This window comes from Oceanibaculum pacificum (genome assembly GCF_001618175.1).
In the GTDB taxonomy this organism is placed as follows: Bacteria; Pseudomonadota; Alphaproteobacteria; order Oceanibaculales; family Oceanibaculaceae; genus Oceanibaculum; species Oceanibaculum pacificum.
Map to the genome: position 1 here is coordinate 1 of NZ_LPXN01000156.1, position 16128 is coordinate 16128.

General features: G+C 66.9%; 13 protein-coding genes. 6 read left to right on the forward strand and 7 right to left on the reverse strand.

Features of this window, described 5'->3' with window-relative positions; all coding sequences use genetic code 11:
- Positions 1 to 49: 49 nt before the first annotated feature.
- The 6 genes from rsmA to lptF all read right to left on the reverse strand — a co-directional run bounded on the left by rsmA (position 50) and on the right by lptF (position 7708).
- On the reverse strand, positions 50 to 898 hold the full coding sequence (rsmA, locus tag AUP43_RS16455) for a 16S rRNA (adenine(1518)-N(6)/adenine(1519)-N(6))-dimethyltransferase RsmA (RefSeq protein ID WP_067559654.1): 849 nt from the start codon (positions 896 to 898) through the stop codon (positions 50 to 52).
- A complete protein-coding gene (gene pdxA / locus AUP43_RS16460; protein WP_067559657.1) occupies positions 891 to 1898 on the reverse strand; it encodes a 4-hydroxythreonine-4-phosphate dehydrogenase PdxA in 1008 nt (335 codons plus the stop codon). The genes rsmA and pdxA overlap by 8 nt, the downstream gene beginning before the upstream one ends.
- 7 nt (positions 1899 to 1905) lie before the next feature.
- Entirely contained in the window at positions 1906 to 3201 is a 1296-nt protein-coding gene (locus AUP43_RS16465; RefSeq protein WP_067559660.1) for a peptidylprolyl isomerase, read from the reverse strand.
- 74 nt (positions 3202 to 3275) lie between these two features.
- Positions 3276 to 5468, reverse strand: coding sequence for an LPS-assembly protein LptD (locus tag AUP43_RS16470; protein ID WP_067559663.1), 2193 nt, complete (start codon positions 5466 to 5468; stop codon positions 3276 to 3278).
- A gap of 3 nt (positions 5469 to 5471) precedes the next feature.
- The gene (gene lptG / locus AUP43_RS16475; protein ID WP_067559666.1) at positions 5472 to 6596 is read right to left on the reverse strand and encodes an LPS export ABC transporter permease LptG; all 1125 of its coding nucleotides are present in this window, start codon (positions 6594 to 6596) and stop codon (positions 5472 to 5474) included.
- Complete coding sequence (gene lptF, locus AUP43_RS16480) at positions 6593 to 7708, reverse strand: LPS export ABC transporter permease LptF (RefSeq protein WP_067559669.1); 1116 nt, start codon at positions 7706 to 7708, stop codon at positions 6593 to 6595. The genes lptG and lptF overlap by 4 nt, the downstream gene beginning before the upstream one ends.
- 241 nt (positions 7709 to 7949) lie before the next feature.
- Between lptF and AUP43_RS16485 the strand changes: the two genes are divergently transcribed.
- From AUP43_RS16485 to AUP43_RS16510, 6 genes are all read left to right on the forward strand, one after another.
- A complete protein-coding gene (locus AUP43_RS16485; RefSeq protein ID WP_067559673.1) occupies positions 7950 to 9443 on the forward strand; it encodes a leucyl aminopeptidase in 1494 nt (497 codons plus the stop codon).
- A 16-nt stretch (positions 9444 to 9459) separates the two neighbouring features.
- The gene (locus AUP43_RS16490) at positions 9460 to 10251 is read left to right on the forward strand and encodes an enoyl-CoA hydratase/isomerase family protein (RefSeq protein ID WP_067559676.1); all 792 of its coding nucleotides are present in this window, start codon (positions 9460 to 9462) and stop codon (positions 10249 to 10251) included.
- Entirely contained in the window at positions 10248 to 12260 is a 2013-nt protein-coding gene (locus AUP43_RS16495; RefSeq protein ID WP_067559679.1) for an acetyl/propionyl/methylcrotonyl-CoA carboxylase subunit alpha, read from the forward strand. The genes AUP43_RS16490 and AUP43_RS16495 overlap by 4 nt, the downstream gene beginning before the upstream one ends.
- Before the next feature lie 168 nt (positions 12261 to 12428).
- A complete protein-coding gene (locus AUP43_RS16500; RefSeq protein ID WP_067559682.1) occupies positions 12429 to 13337 on the forward strand; it encodes a hydroxymethylglutaryl-CoA lyase in 909 nt (302 codons plus the stop codon).
- Positions 13338 to 13339: 2 nt separating this feature from the next.
- A complete protein-coding gene (locus AUP43_RS16505) occupies positions 13340 to 14734 on the forward strand; it encodes an SLC13 family permease (protein WP_067559685.1) in 1395 nt (464 codons plus the stop codon).
- Entirely contained in the window at positions 14731 to 15177 is a 447-nt protein-coding gene (locus tag AUP43_RS16510; protein ID WP_067559688.1) for a DUF1489 family protein, read from the forward strand. Before AUP43_RS16505 ends, AUP43_RS16510 begins: the two co-directional genes overlap by 4 nt.
- 1 nt (position 15178) lies before the next feature.
- On the opposite strand, the gene AUP43_RS16515 is transcribed toward AUP43_RS16510, so the two are convergent.
- Entirely contained in the window at positions 15179 to 15658 is a 480-nt protein-coding gene (locus AUP43_RS16515; RefSeq protein ID WP_157089401.1) for a hypothetical protein, read from the reverse strand.
- Between the last annotated feature and the right edge of the window lie 470 nt (positions 15659 to 16128).

The window sequence follows — 16128 nt, forward strand, 5'->3', positions numbered from 1 at the left end:
CGGCGCTCCTCAGCATGAGGGGAGTGAGCGCCCCTCAGGGCTGCGCCTTTCAGCCGCTTTGCCGCACGGCCTCCGCAAGGGCGCAGAATTGTTCGATGGTGAGCTGTTCGGCGCGCCAGGTCGGATCGATGCCGGTGGCGGACAGAAGCGGCAGCGGGTCGAGGCCAAGCGTCTTCAGGCTCTGGCGCAGCATCTTGCGGCGCTGGCCGAAGGCGGCGGCGGTGACGCGTTCCAGGATCGGCTTGACCGCCGGGGCCAGCGGTTGCGGGCGCGGGTCGAGCCGGATGACGGTGGAGACCACCTTGGGCGGCGGCGTGAAGGCGCGCGGCGGGATGTCGAAGACGGCAGAGGCGGTGCACAGCCATTGCGTGATCACCGACAGCCGGCCGAAGGCGTCGCTGCCCGGCTTGGCGCGCAGCCGGTCGCCGACCTCCTTCTGGAACATCAGAATCATGCTCTCCAGATCGTCCAGCCGGTCGAGCCAGCCCATCAGCAGCACGGTGGCGATATTGTAGGGCAGGTTGGCGACGATGCGGCGCGGACCGGGGCCGAGGCTGGCGATGTCGATCTCCAGCGCGTCGGCCTCGATCAGCGTCAGCCGGCCGGCGGCGGCCTCGACCAGCGGCTGCAACGCGGCGATGCAGCGGCGGTCGCGCTCGATGGCGACCAGATTGGTGGCACCGGCCAGCAGCAGCGCGCGCGTCAGGCCGCCGGGGCCGGGGCCGATCTCGATGGTGGTGCCCTGGCTCAGATCGCCGGCGCTGCGGGCGATGCGGCCGGTCAGGTTCAGATCGAGCAGGAAATTCTGGCCGAGCTGCTTCTTCGCCGCCAGATCGTTGGCGGCGAGCACGTCGCGCAGCGGCGGCAAGGCGGCGATGGCCGCCTGGACGTCATCCATGGGCGCGGCGGCGGGCGGCCATCTCGCCGGCCAGGATGATCGCCTCCCGCAGGCTGGACTCGTTCGCGGCGCCAGTGCCGGCGATGGCCAGGGCCGTGCCATGGTCGGGCGAGGTGCGCACGAAGGGCAGGCCCAGCGTCACATTCACCCCGCCGTGGAAATCCAGCGTCTTGATCGGGATCAGCGCCTGGTCGTGATACATGCACAGCGCCGCGTCGTAGGTTGCGCGCGCCTCGGCGTGAAACAGCGTGTCGGCCGACAGCGGCCCGCGCGCATCGATGCCCTCGGCGCACAGCTTCTCGACCGCCGGGGCGACGATCTCGACATCCTCCCGGCCGATGGCGCCCTGCTCGCCGGCATGCGGGTTCAGCCCGGCGATGGCGAGGCGGGGCTGCGCGACGCCGAAATCGCGGCGCAAGGCGGCGGCGGTGATCCGCCCGACCGAGGCGATGGATTCCGCCGTCAGCAGGCCGGGCACCGTAGCCAGCGGCACATGGATGGTGACCGGCACCACCTTCAGCGCCCGGCAGGCCAGCATCATGACGGCCTGCGCGCCGGGGCCGGCCAGCTCCGCCAGATATTCGGTATGGCCGGGATGGCGAAAGCCGGCCTCGTAGAGCGTCTGCTTCTGGATCGGGTTGGTGACCACGGCAGCGGCCTCGCCGGCCTGCACCAGGGCGACGGCCCGGTCGATGGCCTGGATCACGGCCGGCGCGTTGGCCGGGTCCGGCTTGCCGGAAATCACGGGGGCGGCCAGGGTCTGCGGCAGCACCGGCAGGGCGATGGGAAAGATCGCCGCCGCCTCGGCTGGCCGTTCGATGGCGACCACCGGCACGGCGAGGCCCAGCCTTTCGGCCAGCGCCTCCAGGCGTTGCGGATCGTCGATCAGGAAAAAGCAGGGCAGTGCCGCCGTGCGCGCGGCCCAGACCTTCAGCGCGATCTCCGCGCCGATGCCGGCCGGTTCGCCCATGGTCAGCGCGAGCGGCAGAAGCCCGGCCATCGCGGCCTCAGATGCGGATGTCGACGAAGGCAGCGCGCCGCAGGTCGCGCATCAGGCGGCGGGCCAGCACATCCAGCTTGTCGTTCTCCAGCCGCTGGCGGATTTCCGCGCGCGACGGCAGGTCGCTCATGGTCGCCTCACGCTCGCACACCACGATCAGCGCGGCCCCGCCCGGCAGGGCGACGGTCTCGCTGGCGCGGCCGATTTCCAGATTGCCGATGGCGCGCTGGATCAGCGGCGCCAGGTCGCCCAGGCGCAGCGTGCCGAGATCGAGCGGCGCCGGGGCATTGAATTGCTCGGCGACCGCGGCGAGGCCGCCGCACCCGTCGGCCTGGGCGATGGCGGCGCGCATCTGCGCGGCGATCTCGTCGACCCGCTCCGGCGGGGCATCGGCGGGAACCGGCAGCGGCATCTGGCGCAGGGTGACGCGCGCCTCGGTCTGCGGGGCCTGCTCGCGCACCCGGCGGTCCTGCAGACGCAGGATATAATAGCCCAGCACGGTGCGGATCGGCGGCGACACCTCGCCGGGCTGGAGATTATTGAGGGCATCGGCCAGCGGCGAATCCATCTCTTCCGGCACGACCCAGCCGATATCGCCGCCATTGCGGGCCGAGGCGCTCTGGCTGAACTGCCGGGCCAGCGCATCGAAGCCGGCGCCGTCGCGCAATTGCTGGATCAGCCGGTCTGCGAAGGCGCGGACTTCCTCGTCGCGATCCGGGGAATCGACCGGCAGCAGGATTTCCTGCACCAGGTTTTCCGGCTTGCCGCGCCGGGATTCGATCTGCGCCAACTGCTCGGAAATCTCGTCGTCGCTGACCTCTGCGGCGCCGACGAAGCGGCGGCTGACCACCCGGCGCCAGGCCAGGGTGGCGTTGATCTGCTCGATCAGCGTCTGCTTGGGAATCCCGCGCTGCTGCAAAGCCTGGTCCAGCATGCCGGGCTGCATGCGGTTCTGCGTCTCGATCCGGCGGATCGCCTCGTTGATTTCGGCGTCGCTGACGGAGATGTTCAGGCGCTTGGCCTCCTGCATCTGCAAGCGCTCGTCGATCAGCCCGCGCAGCACTTGCGGGGCCAGGCGCTGGCGCGTCTCCTGGCTGTTCGGCAGGCCGGCGCCGAAGATGGTCAGCGAGATTCGGATATCGAGGTCAAGCAGCGAGATGATCTGGTCATTGACCACGGCGGCGATGCGCAGCGCCGAGCCCTGTGCGGCCGCGGGTTGGGGCAGCGTTGCCGCGAGCAGCAGGAACAGCAGGGCGAACACGCTGAAGCGCGCCGGGCGGCGGGATGTCGGCTGATAAGTCATGTTAGGAGAGGTACCCTTCCGCTCGCTCCGGCGCAAGCCGGCTGCCGGGAAAAATATCCGGCCGCCGACGCAGGTCAGAATACGCCGTCATTGTCGCCGAGCGCGCCCAGATTCTTGAACTCGACGCGAAAGTAGATGGCGTTGTCCGGTTCCAGCCCGATATCGTTGGTGAATTCGCGACGATAGGTCACGCCCAGCAGGAAGCATTCATCGGCATAGGCCAGCGTGGCGCGAATGTCGCGCATGCCGGCATCGTCGCCAAGCTCGCGCACCGCCCGGGTGCCGAAGCGCCAATAGCGGTCGAGCTGCGCAATGAAGCCGCCCGACAATTCCTCGCGATCGCCGAACTGTGCGGTCGCCGCCTGCAGCGGCAGCTTCACATAGTTCAGATTGACCCGGAAATCCGACGGACCGGCATAGAGCGACAGCTCGTTGCGATTGAAGTCCAGCGTCTCGCTGTCCAGCCGGAAGCGGTAGACCATGTCGAGATACTGGTTGGGCGAGACCTGCAGCCGGCCGACATAGTCGGACTTATTATCCTCCAGGCCGGTGCCGATCTCGTAGGTGTCGTCCTCGCGCAGCCGGTAGCTTTGGCCGAGGAACAGGGTGGTGGAACCGCCGCGATCGCCATACAGGCCGAAATTCATGCCGTAATCGAAGCGCGTGCCGCTGGAGACCCGGTCGACGCCGGCGAAGCGATTGAGACTGAACAGGTTCGTTGAATCGAAGATCAGCGCCTGGCTGTCCTCGTTCGAAATGTCGTCGGGATTGCTGCCGTTCGGGCTGATCACGACATTGGCGATCGGCTCGATAAGCTGCTGCACGGATCCGCTGTTGCGCACGAAGGGATAGCGCCAACCCAGCGCCAATTGCGGAAAGACGCGGCCGGCGGTGCCGTCGTAATTGCGGTTCGGGTTCAGCGGGTCGACCAGATCCTGGGTCTGGTAGACGTCGGTTTGCAGCGTCGCCGTCAGCGAGAGGATTTCGCCCGACGGCGCGTAATAGGGCAGGTGATAGCCCGAAACCACGGAGGCGCGGTGGCTGTCCACGCCGACATCGCGCGTCAACGACAGCGCGGTGGTGTCGAGCGTGAAATAGCCGCCCAGATCGCTGAAACCCGGCGTCATCACCCGGTGCTGCACATAGGGGGCGACCAGCGGCGTCTCCTCGTCGACATCGAAGAAGCGCAGGCCCTGGAAGCGGTAGCTGGCGATCGAGGTATAGGCGTTCGGCGTGAAGCGCTCGGCATACAGCCGGCTGGTCAGGATGTCCTTGGTCTGCAGATCGTAGCGTTCGAGATAGGTGCGGTTGCTGACATGCTCTATGTCGAAGCCCGCGCGCCAGCGCTCGTTGAGGTGAAACACGCCGCTGCTGTCGATATGCCCCTGGGTCGCCTTGTCGCCGGTGCGCCGACCGGCCTCGCGCTCCTCCACCAGGGCGACGCTGCCGCCCAGCGTGATCTCGCCATTGCTGAAGCGCTGCCGGTATTCGCCGAGCAACAAGCTGCCTTCTTCCGACATGTAGACCGGCTCGAGAGTCATGTCGCTTTGCGGCGAGAAGGTATAATAATAGGGCACGCCCAGCACCGCGCCCAGATTGTCGGAATAGCCGATCCGCGGCGGCAGCACGCCGCTGCGCCTCTCGACCGTGGGGTCGGGATGGCTGAAATAGGGCGTGTAGGCGATGGGGACACCGAAAATCTCCATCACCGCGTCGTGGTAGATCAGATCCTTCGCTTCCTCGTCATGGATCACCTCGCGCGCCTTCAACTGCCACAGCGGGGCGCGGGTCGGATCGGTCTTGCACAGGTCGCACGGAGAATAGACGGCGCGGCTCATCTCCTTGCGGGTGCCGCCGATGCGGCGCGCATTATTGGCGGCGAGGCGCGAATTATCGGTCAACAAAAGCCGCAGTTGATCGATGAAGCCGTCCTTCATGTCGCCCTGCAGCTCGGCGTAATCGGCGAACACGACCTCGCCGGTCGGCTCCAGCAGTACGACATTGCCGGTCGCGGTGACCGTATCGGTCTTCTGGTTGTAGGTGACCAGATCGGCGGTCACCACGCGGTTGGCCTGCGCCACCTCGACATTGCCCCGCGCGGTGACGAGCATCAGCTCCTCGTCGTAATCCACCTCGTCGGCCGTCAGCAGAACGGGCGGGTCCTGCCGGTTCTCCTGGGCGGGACCGGATTGCTGCGCGAGGAGAGGGGCCGTCAGCGTCGCCAGGCCGAGCAGCAACGCGAGCGGGAATAACAAATGCTGCAGCAAGACCTAACCATCCTCAAGGTGGATCAGCAGGGAGACGCCCAGCAGCAGACTGACTGCCGCCGGCGTCCACGCGGCAAGCTCGACAGGGATTCTGCCCGACAGACCAAGGGCATAGACTAAATCCGTACAGAAGTACAAAAGGAAACCCGCGAATAACCCCCCCGATGCGACAGTCAGCGTACCACCACGCCGCGTCAATCGCAGCGAGAAGCTTGCGGCGATCAGCACCATGGCGCACAACAGCAACGGGCTGGCCAGCAGGGAGTGCAGATAGAGCCGGTGGCGCTGCGCCGAAAAGCCGGCATCCTCCAGCACTTTGATGAAGCGCGGCAGCTCCCAGAACGACATGGTTTCCGGCGGGGCGAAGCTGTCTTGCAGATTCTCCAGCGTCAGGTCGGTCGATAGCCGGTAGCTGTCCAGGCTGCGCGGCTGCTCGTCGCCGCTTTTCACCACCACCTGCTCGAACTGCCAGGCGCCAGGCGCCAGGCGGGCGCGCGCCGCGTCGATCCGGCCGGTGAATTGCTCGTTCTTGTCGTACAGGAAGACGATGATGCCGCGGAACACCTGGGTCGCCGGGTCGACGCCCTCGGCATGCAGGATGGAGGAGCCGTCGCCGTTGGCCTGGCGCACCCACAGGCCGGCGTCGGACACCGACAGAAGATTGGTGTTCCAGTCCAGGTTGCTGCGCTCCAGAAACTCGTAGCGCGCCGTCAGGATGGAGGCGAAGGGGTTGAAGATGGTGACCCGGAAACCGCCGATCAGCAGCGCGCAGATCAGCGCCGGGGCCAGGAACTGCCAGACCGAGATGCCGGCCGCGCGGGCCACCACCAGCTCCTGCGAGCGGGTGAGGCGGGTCAGCGACAGCAGCCCGGCGAACAGCACCACGAAAGGCAGGATGATCTGCGCCATGTTGGGCTGCTTCAGCAGCGCCATGGTCAAGACCGTGCGGAAGCCGACATCCTGATGCGAGGAGGCGCGGCGTAGCAGCTCCACCGTGTCGGCGATGAAGACGATCGCCATGATGCCCAGGAACACGCTGGCGAACAGCATCAGGAAATGCTGCCCCAGATAGCAGGACAGGGTGAAGGAGAGGCGGATTCGCGCCCGGCTGAAGCTGGCGAGGCTCATGCGCTGGCGGCCTCCAGGCTGACGGGCGGACGGCGACGGCGATGCAGCAGCACGAACAGGCTGATCAGCGCCGGCACCACGGCGCAGGCATACATCAGCCCGGCCGCCGCCGGCATCCGGTTCGCCAGCGTGATGCTGGCCATGTAGAGCGCCTGACAGCCGAACACCAGCAGCACCGCGGTCAGCAGCCGGTAGGGCCGGCCCCGGCGGGAGAATTCGCCGCTGAACAGGCAGGCCAGCCCGATCAGCGCGTAGCTGATGCTGAGCAGCGGGCTGGCGAGCCGGTCATGCGCCTCGGTGCGCAGCCGGTTGCGGAAGCGTACATCGTCGGCATTGTCGCTCACCACCAGCAACTCGTGAAAGAACCGCTCGCGCGGTTCGCGCCAGCGCTCGCCGGCGGCCTGCTGCATGCTGCCGATCTCGACGGTATAGCGGTCGAAGTAGAGGGTGGTCAGCCGGCCCTGTTCGTCCAGCGCCTGGCGGTTGCCATTCACCAGCACGACGCGCGGCCCGGTCTCGGTGGTGACCAGCGCGCCCTGCTCGGCGATCAGCGTTTCCGGTTTGCCGGGCTGGCGGCCATCATGAATCAGGATGCCGAAAAGCTGGCCTTCGCTGGTCTGCTGGCGGATATAAACCGTCAGCTTGTCGCCCATGCTGGTGAACACGCCCTCGCGCAGCAGCACGTTGGAATAGGTGTTGCGCACCTCGAACTGCATGTCCTTGAAGTCGCGATAGGCGGCTGGCATGAAATACATCATCAGCGCATAGCCGATCGCCGTCACCGCGATGGCCGCCACCAGCGCCGGCCGGGCCAGCGAAAGCGGGCTCATGCCGGAGCCGAACAGCACCACCATCTCGGAATCCCCGATCATCCGGTTATAGGTGAACAGGATGGCGGAAAAACAGGCGATGGGCAGCACCAGGGCGAGAAACTGGGGCAGCAGCAGCACGGTGAGATACAGGAAGGTGCTGAGCGGCAGCCCGCGATTGACGATCAGATCGACCAGACGCAGCGATTGCGTCAGCCAGATCGCCGCCGTCAGGCAGATCAGCACGTAAACGATGGCCACCACGAGCTGCCGGACGATATAGCGGTCGATGCGGCGAAACATGCTTGCGAATACAGCCTTTGCTTCGGGAACTCCCTGGCTGGGGGTATCCGAGTTTACCTTTTGCGTAAAGGCTTTTCGCTGCTTTTCTTGGTCCCCATAACCGCTTCTCACCCCATCCTTGCGCCGGCCTCACCCCAGGTTTGCCGGCAGCGCCGCCGAAGCCGGGGTGCGTTGCGCGCCGGGGCTGTGCTATAGACGCGGGCAGCATCGAATGAAAAAGCCTGTATCCAGGAGAGCCTTCATGAAGATCGGTTTCGCAAAGCCCGAAACGCCTGCCAAGGGCGCTCTCGTCGTCGGGGTGATGGAGGACAGCAAGTTCGGCGCGGCCGCCGCCGATCTCGATATTCGCAGCGGCGGTATGCTGACCCGCGCGATGGTCGCCAGCCGCTTCACCGGCAAGGCGCACAAGACCGTGGTGGTTCTGGCCCCGGCCGGCGTCGAGTTCTCGCGCGTGGTGCTGTACGGCATGGGCAAGCCGGAAGATATGGGGCCGGGCTGGGCCGAGGAAATGGGCGGCAATGTCTATGCCGCGCTGGCCTCCTCCGGCGAGACGGAGGCGGCGCTGTGGGTCGAGGGCGCCGAGGGCAAGGCCGAGGAACTGGCGGTCATTGCCGCGCACGCCGCCTATGGCGCGCTGCTGCGCAGCTACCGTTTCGACAAATACCGCACCAAGGAAAAGGCCGAGGACAAGCCGACGCTGAAGAAGCTGACGGTGCTGACCGACAAGGCTTCGACTGCCAAGAAGCTGTTCGGCGATCTGGAAGCCATCGCCGAGGGCGTGTTCCTGACCCGCGACGTGGTGTCCGAGCCGGGCAACATCATCTATCCCGAAACCCTGGCCGATGTCGCCAAGGGCCTGACCGATCTGGGCGTCGAGGTCGAGGTGCTGGGGCAGAAGGAAATGAAGAAGCTGGGCATGGGCGCGCTGCTGGGCGTGGCCCAGGGCAGCGTGCGCGAGCCCAAGATGGTGATCATGCAGTGGAAGGGCGCGCCGAAATCGAAGGAGGCGCCGCTGGCCTTCATCGGCAAGGGTGTCACCTTCGACACCGGCGGCATCTCGATTAAGCCGGCCGGCGGCATGGAGGAGATGAAGTGGGACATGGGCGGCTCCGGCACCGTCATCGGGCTGATGAAGGCGCTGGCCGGCCGTAAGGCGAAGGCCAATGTCATCGGCATCGTCGGGCTGGTCGAGAACATGCCGGACGGTAACGCCCAGCGCCCGGGCGACATCGTCACCTCGATGTCCGGCCAGACCATCGAGGTCATCAACACCGACGCCGAAGGCCGACTCGTGCTGGCCGATTGCCTGTGGTACTGCCAGGACCGCTTCAAGCCGCGCTTCATGGTCGATCTCGCCACGCTGACCGGCGCGATCATCATTTCGCTGGGCCATGAGCATGCCGGCATGTTCGCCAGCGACGATGGCCTGGCCGAACAGATCGCCGCCTGCGGCAAGGAGATCGGCGAAACCGTCTGGCGCATGCCGATCGGCGATTCCTACGACAAGGAGCTGAATACCGATGCGGCCGACATGAAGAATGTCGGCGGCCGGCCGGGCGGCTCCATCACCGCCGCGATGTTCCTGAAGCGCTTCACCAACGATGTGCCCTGGGTGCATCTGGACATCGCCGGCGTCGCCTGGGCCTACAAGGACAAGCCGACCGTGCCGAAGGGGGCTTCCGGCTACGGCGTGCGGCTGCTGGACCGGCTGGTCGCCGTCCATTACGAAGCCTGAACGGAGAAAACGCGCCATGGCCGATCCCACCCTGACCTTGACCAGGCGGCCGGACGGCGTGGCGACGCTGCGCCTCAACCGGCCGGATATTCACAACGCCTTCGACGATGTTCTGATCGGCGAGATGACGGCGCTGCTGAAGGAGATCGCCGAGGATGCGTCGATCCGGCTGCTGATTCTGGCCTCGGAGGGCAAAAGCTTCTCCGCCGGGGCCGATCTCGGCTGGATGCAGCGCATGGCGTCTTATGGCGAGCGCGAGAATTTCACCGACGCGGTCGCGTTGACCGAGCTGATGGAGGCGCTGGACAGCCTGCCGATGCCGGTCGTCGGCCGCATCCAGGGGGCGGCGATGGGCGGCGGGGTCGGGCTGGTCGCCTGCTGCGATATCGCGATTGCCGTCGATAGCGCCAAATTCTCCCTGTCGGAAGTGCGTCTCGGCATCATTCCGGCGGCCATCGGCCCCTATGTGCTGCGCGCCATCGGCACCCGCCAGGCCCGGCGCTATTTCCTGACCGGCGAGCGGTTCGACGCCGAGACCGCCAAGCGCATCGGCCTGCTGCATGAGGTGGTGCCCGCCGATCAGCTCGACGCGGCGGTAGATGAGATGGTCGCCACGCTGCTGCTGGCCGGCCCGATGGCGACCCGCGCGGCCAAGGATCTGATCGCCGCCATCGAAGGCAAGGAGCTGGACGGCAATCTGCGGCGCGACACCGCCGCGCGCATCGCCCGCACCCGCGCCACCCCGGAAGGCAAGGAGGGCATCGCCGCCTTCCTGGAAAAGCGCAAGCCGAACTGGGTCGCGCAATGACGATCGGCACGCTGCTGATCGCCAATCGCGGCGAGATCGCCTGCCGGGTCGCCCGCACCGCCCGCCGGATGGGTATCCGCACCATCGCGGTCTATTCCGATGCCGACGCCGGCAGCCTGCATGTCGCCAGTTGCGACGAGGCCTGGCCCATCGGCCCGGCCCCGGCGCGCGACTCCTATCTGCGCAGGGACGCCATCCTGGACGTCGCCAGGAAGGCAGGGGCGGATGCGATCCATCCCGGCTATGGCTTCCTGTCGGAGAATGCGGCCTTCGCCAAGGCCTGTGCGGCGGCGGGCATTCTCTTCGTCGGCCCGCCAGCCGGCGCCATTGAGGCGATGGGGTCGAAATCGGCGGCCAAGCAGCTCATGGAAAAGGCCGGCGTGCCGCTGGTGCCGGGCTATCACGGCGAGGACCAGGACGCAGCCTTCCTGGAGCATCAGGCCAACCGCATCGGCTATCCGGTGCTGATCAAGGCCTCGGCCGGCGGTGGCGGCAAGGGCATGAAGGTGGTGGAGAAGCCGGTGGATTTCGCCGGCCAGCTTGCTTCCGCCAAGCGCGAGGCGGCGGCCTCCTTCGGCGACGAGCAGGTGCTGATCGAGAAATATCTGATTCGTCCGCGCCATATCGAAATTCAGGTCTTCGCTGACAGTCACGGCAATTGCGTCTCGCTGTTCGAGCGCGACTGCTCGGTCCAGCGCCGGCACCAGAAGGTGATCGAGGAAGCCCCGGCCCCGGGCATGACCGAGGAACGCCGGCGCGAGATGGGCGCTGCCGCCGTCGCGGCGGCCAAGGCCATCGGCTATGTCGGGGCGGGCACGGTGGAATTCATCGTCGATGCCGGCGGCGATTTCTTCTTCATGGAGATGAACACCCGCCTGCAGGTCGAGCATCCGGTGACCGAGATGATCACCGGCCTGGATCTGGTGGAGTGGCAGCTTCGCGTCGCGGCCGGCGAAGCGCTGCCGCTGCGCCAGGAGCAGCTCGCCATCGGCGGCCACGCCTTCGAGGTGCGGCTCTATGCCGAGGACCCGGCGCGCGATTTCGTGCCGCAGACCGGCCGGCTGGCAGCGCTGCGTTTCCCGGCGGAGAGCGCATCGGTGCGTATCGATACCGGCGTGCGGGAGGGCGATACCGTCTCCGTCCATTACGACCCGATGATCGCCAAGCTGATCGTCCATGGCCCCGACCGCGCGGCGGCGCTGGCCCGGCTGCGCCAGGCGCTGCGCGGCACCAAGGTGGCCGGCTTCACCACCAATATCGATTTCCTGGCCGCCCTTGCCGGGCATCCGGCTTTCGCCGCAGGCGAGGTGCATACCGGCTTCATCGCCGAACATGAGGCGGAATTGCTGCCCGCCGAAAGGCCGGCGGAGGATACCCACCTGGCGCTGGCCGCGCTGGCCTTCATGGCCGACCGCCAGCGCGCCGCCTGTGAGGCCGCTGCGCTGTCGGGCGATCCTTCATCGCCCTGGCACGCCGTGACGGGCTGGCGGCTGAACGACGAATCGCACCACACGCTGCGTTTCAAGGATGGCGAGGCCGAGCGGGAAGTGACCGTGCATTTCCGCCGCGAGGGCTATCGCCTCGACCTGCCGGGCGGCAGCCGGGACGCCACGGTCGCCGCCGGCTCCAGCGGCGACATGATCGTCACGCTGGATGGCGTGCGCAGCGCTGCGACGGTGATCCGCGATGGGCTGGAGCTAACCGTGTTTCCCGGCGGCGGCCTGCCCAGCCGTCGGCTGGCGCTGATTGACCCGCTGCTCGCCGCCGAGGCGATGGCCGAGGGGCAGGGCGCGCGCTTCACCGCGCCGATGCCGGGCAAGATCGTCCAGGTGCTGATCGAGGCCGGCGCCTCAGTGGAGAAGGGTGCTGCGTTGATCGTGATGGAGGCGATGAAGATGGAGCACACCATCGCCGCCCCGGCCGATGGCACGGTCTCGGAAATTCATTATCAGGTCGGCGATCTAGTCGAAGACGGCGCCGAGTTGCTCAGTTTCGAACGTTCCGCGTAGCTTCGGGCTCCGCAGGGCGAGTCGGATTATATATAGCGGACGGTGCCGCGAGGCACCGGGCGGCTTGCCAGTCTTCGGCATAACAGCCCTGGCGGATTCCATGTGGTCGGCGGGGCGGGCTTGTCGCTACAGTGCGGCAAAAGCATGCCGAAGACAGGGACGGAAGAAATGGCGCTACCCGGCCGCGTGAAGATCGTGGAGGTTGGCCCGCGCGACGGGCTGCAGAACGAGGCGCAGGTGATCCCCGCCGCCGTGAAAGTGGCGCTGATCGATCGGTTGAGCGCCGCCGGCCTGCCGGTGGTCGAATCCGGCAGCTTCGTTTCGCCGAAATGGGTGCCCCAGATGGCCGACACCGCCCAGGTGCTGGCCGCCATCTCGAAGCGGCCCGGCACCGCCTATCCCGTGCTGGTGCCCAATCTGAAAGGCCTGGAAGTGGCGCTGGCCGCCGGGGTCGAGGAGATCGCGGTGTTTGGCGCGGCCTCGGAAAGCTTTTCCCAGCGCAATATCAACTGTTCCATCGCCGAGAGTCTGGAGCGCTTCCGCCCGGTCGCCGAGACGGCACGGGGCGCGGGCATCCGTGTGCGGGGCTATGTCTCCTGCGTGCTTGGCTGCCCCTATGAGGGCGAGATCGCGCCGGAAGCAGTCGCCGCCGTCTCCCAGGCGCTGTTCGCGATGGGCTGCTACGAGGTGTCGCTGGGCGACACCATCGGCGTGGGCACGCCAGGCAAGGCCAAGGCGATGCTGCGGGCCGTCGCGTCCGACATTCCAATGGACCGGCTGGCCGTCCATTTCCACGACACGTACGGCCAGGCGCTGGCCAATATCTATGCAGCACTGGAGGAGGGGGTGTCGGTCGTCGACAGCTCCGTCGCCGGGCTGGGCGGCTGCCCCTACGCCAAGGGGGCCAGCGGCAATGTCGCCACCGAGGATGTGGTCTATATGCTGAACGGGCTTGGCATCGAGACCGGCATCGATATCGATGCGCTGGTGGAGACCGCCTTCTTCATCTCCGACGCTTTGGGCCGGCCGCCCGCCTCCAAGGTCGCCAGGGCGATTGCCGGCAAGAAGGCGTCGTGACCATGGCGATTACGACCTTAAAAGGCCGGCTGCCAGCGCTGCTGGTCATGGCGACGGCGCTGCTGGTGCTGTTCCTGCCGTCGCCGGAGGGGGCGCCCGCCGGCTTCTCCGCCGCCGCCGCGCTGACCGTCTTCGCCATCGGCTTCTGGGCCACCGGGGCGCTGCCGGAATATCTGACGGCGGTGTGCTTCTTCCTGCTGGCGATGATCTTCAAGGTCGCCCCCGCGCCGGTGATCTTCTCCGGCTTTGCCGCCGGCGCGCTGTGGCTGGTGTTCGGCGGGCTGATCATCGCCGCCGGCGTGCAGAAGACCGGGCTGGGCCGGCGCATCGCGGAATTGCTGGTCGGCCGGCTGGCGGGCTCCTATTTCCGCGTCATCTCCGGCGTCGTGCTGGTCTGCCTCGCGCTGGCCTTCCTGATGCCCTCGACCATGGGACGGGTGTTGCTGCTGGTGCCGATCTTCCTGGCGCTGGCCGACCGGCTGGGTTTCGCGCCCGGCAGCAACGGGCGCACCGGTATGATGGTGGCGGTGGCGCTGGGCAGCTTCCTGGGGCCGGCGGCGATCCTGCCGGCCAATGTGCCGAACAATGTGCTGGCCGGCGCGGCCGAGGCCTATCACGGCATCGTCATCACCTATTTCGACTATCTGCTGCTGCATTTCCCGGTGCTGGGCGCGGTGAAGTCGCTGCTGCTGGTGGTGCTGATCTGCCGCATCTTCCCCGACACGGTGCGCGCCGCCGAGGCGCCGCCGGTCGAGCGCACCAGGCTGGCGGGAGACGAGCGCAACCTGGCCATCATCCTGGGCATCGCGCTGGCCTTCTTCGTCACCGATACGCTGCACGGCATCTCGCCCGCCTGGATATCGCTGGCCGCCGGCGTCGCCTGCCTGCTGCCGATGATCGCCATCGTGACGCCGCAGGGCTTCCGCACCGACGTGCAGATGGGGCCGCTCTTCTACGTCGCCGGCATATTGGGGCTGGGGGCGCTGGTCGCCTCCAGCGGGGTCGGGGACTACCTCTCGCATCTGCTGCTGAACGCCGTGCATCTGGAAAAAGGCGCCGACGGCTATAATTTCGCGGCCCTGTCCGCTGTCGGCATGGTGCTGGGCATGCTGGCGACCATGCCCGGCATCCCGGCCATCCTGTCGCCGATCGCCGGCGATATCTCGGCCGCGACCGGCATGCCGCTGGAGACGGTGCTGATGCTGCAGGTGGTGGGGTTCTCGACCCTGGTGCTGCCCTACCAGGTGCCGCCGGTGCTGGTGGCGCTGCAGGTCGGCGGCGTATCGGTACGCGATGCGGCCAAGGTGACGCTGCCGCTGATGCTGCTGACCTGGGCGGTGCTTATCCCGCTCGATTATCTCTGGTGGGTGGCGCTGGGAAGGTTGAGCCTAGGATGAGCCTGCATCTGCTGAAACTCTGCGTCGGCGTCGACGACATCCAGGAGCTGCGCGACTGGCAGGACCAGCGCCGGGCGCAGCAGCTTGCCGCCGGGGAGACGCCGCGGCTGCGCCATGTCACGCGCAACTGGCCGCGCCGCGCCGAGGAGGTGCTGGAGGGCGGGTCGCTCTATTGGGTGATCAAGGGCTTCATCCGGGTGCGCCAGCGCATCATTGGCTTCGACGAAGTGATCGACCCGGTGGAGGGCACGCGCAAATGCGGCCTCGTGCTCGATCCGGCGCTGGTGGAGACCGAGCTCCAGCCGCACCGCCCGATGCAGGGCTGGCGCTATCTGGAGCCGGCCGACGCGCCCCTCGACCGGCAGGGTGGTAATGCCGCCGGTGGCGAGGCCGATTTGCCGCCGGAGATGCTGGCCGAGCTGCGCGAGCTGGGAATCCTGTAGCTCAGCGCGAAATGCGCTGCGGTGACACGGTGAAATCGACGGTGGTGGCGCTGCCGCCATTCGGTTGCAGCGTGATGGTGGCGATCCGCGCGCCCCGGCCGTAGGTCATGGTGGTAACCGAGGAGCGGACCACGGTGATCCGGTCCCAGGAGAATTTCGGCATTTCGCGCTCGTAGAAAGCATACATCTCGGTCAGCGGGTAGCTGGCGTCGAGGGCGAGGCGGCCGATCCATCCATCCTCGGCGCCCAATATGATGGTCTTGTCCAGATCCATCCGGGCATTCGCCGGCAGCGGCACGTCGCTGAATTGCGAGAAGGCGGGCGGCGGTGCCGGGCTGCCGTTGCGCGTGCCGCCGGCAGGGGCGCTGGCCGAGGTGGTGATGCTATTGCTGCTGGTCAGCGGGTTCATCTGACAGCCTGTGACCAGCAGAACGACGCCCAGGGCGCCCAGAACGGTCACGGCGGCTGGTCGGAGTGTCACATCAGGCATTCTGTCCCCTGTCATCTACCCTGTCGGCGCGCCGTTGACCTGTCGCGGCGTATCATTTCCCATGCCCTCCGGCATGGCGGGCCCTACTATACACCGTAGGGCCAAGGGGATCATGCCTCAAATTATAGGAAAATGCGTTGGGAGTTCCAGCGATTGGACGCGCCTGGCGGCCGCGCGCGGAACGTCCCATGACGGTTCTGCGAACATTAGCGAAAAAACACCTGGACAGGCCGAAATCACCCGACTATATATCCGCCCGCCACGACGATGGCGGCTCCGCAAGGGGCGCTCGCAGCGGCCTAGAGACGAAAAAACTTCTTGCAAAAGAACGGCCTCATCTCTAGATTGGTTTTTCCGGGTCGGCGATCAGTTGGCCCTTGGATGCACCATCACATATCGCCTAGCGCGACCGGCGCAGATTTGCCGGAGGTGATGGTGTCGCTCATTGACAAGTGAATATT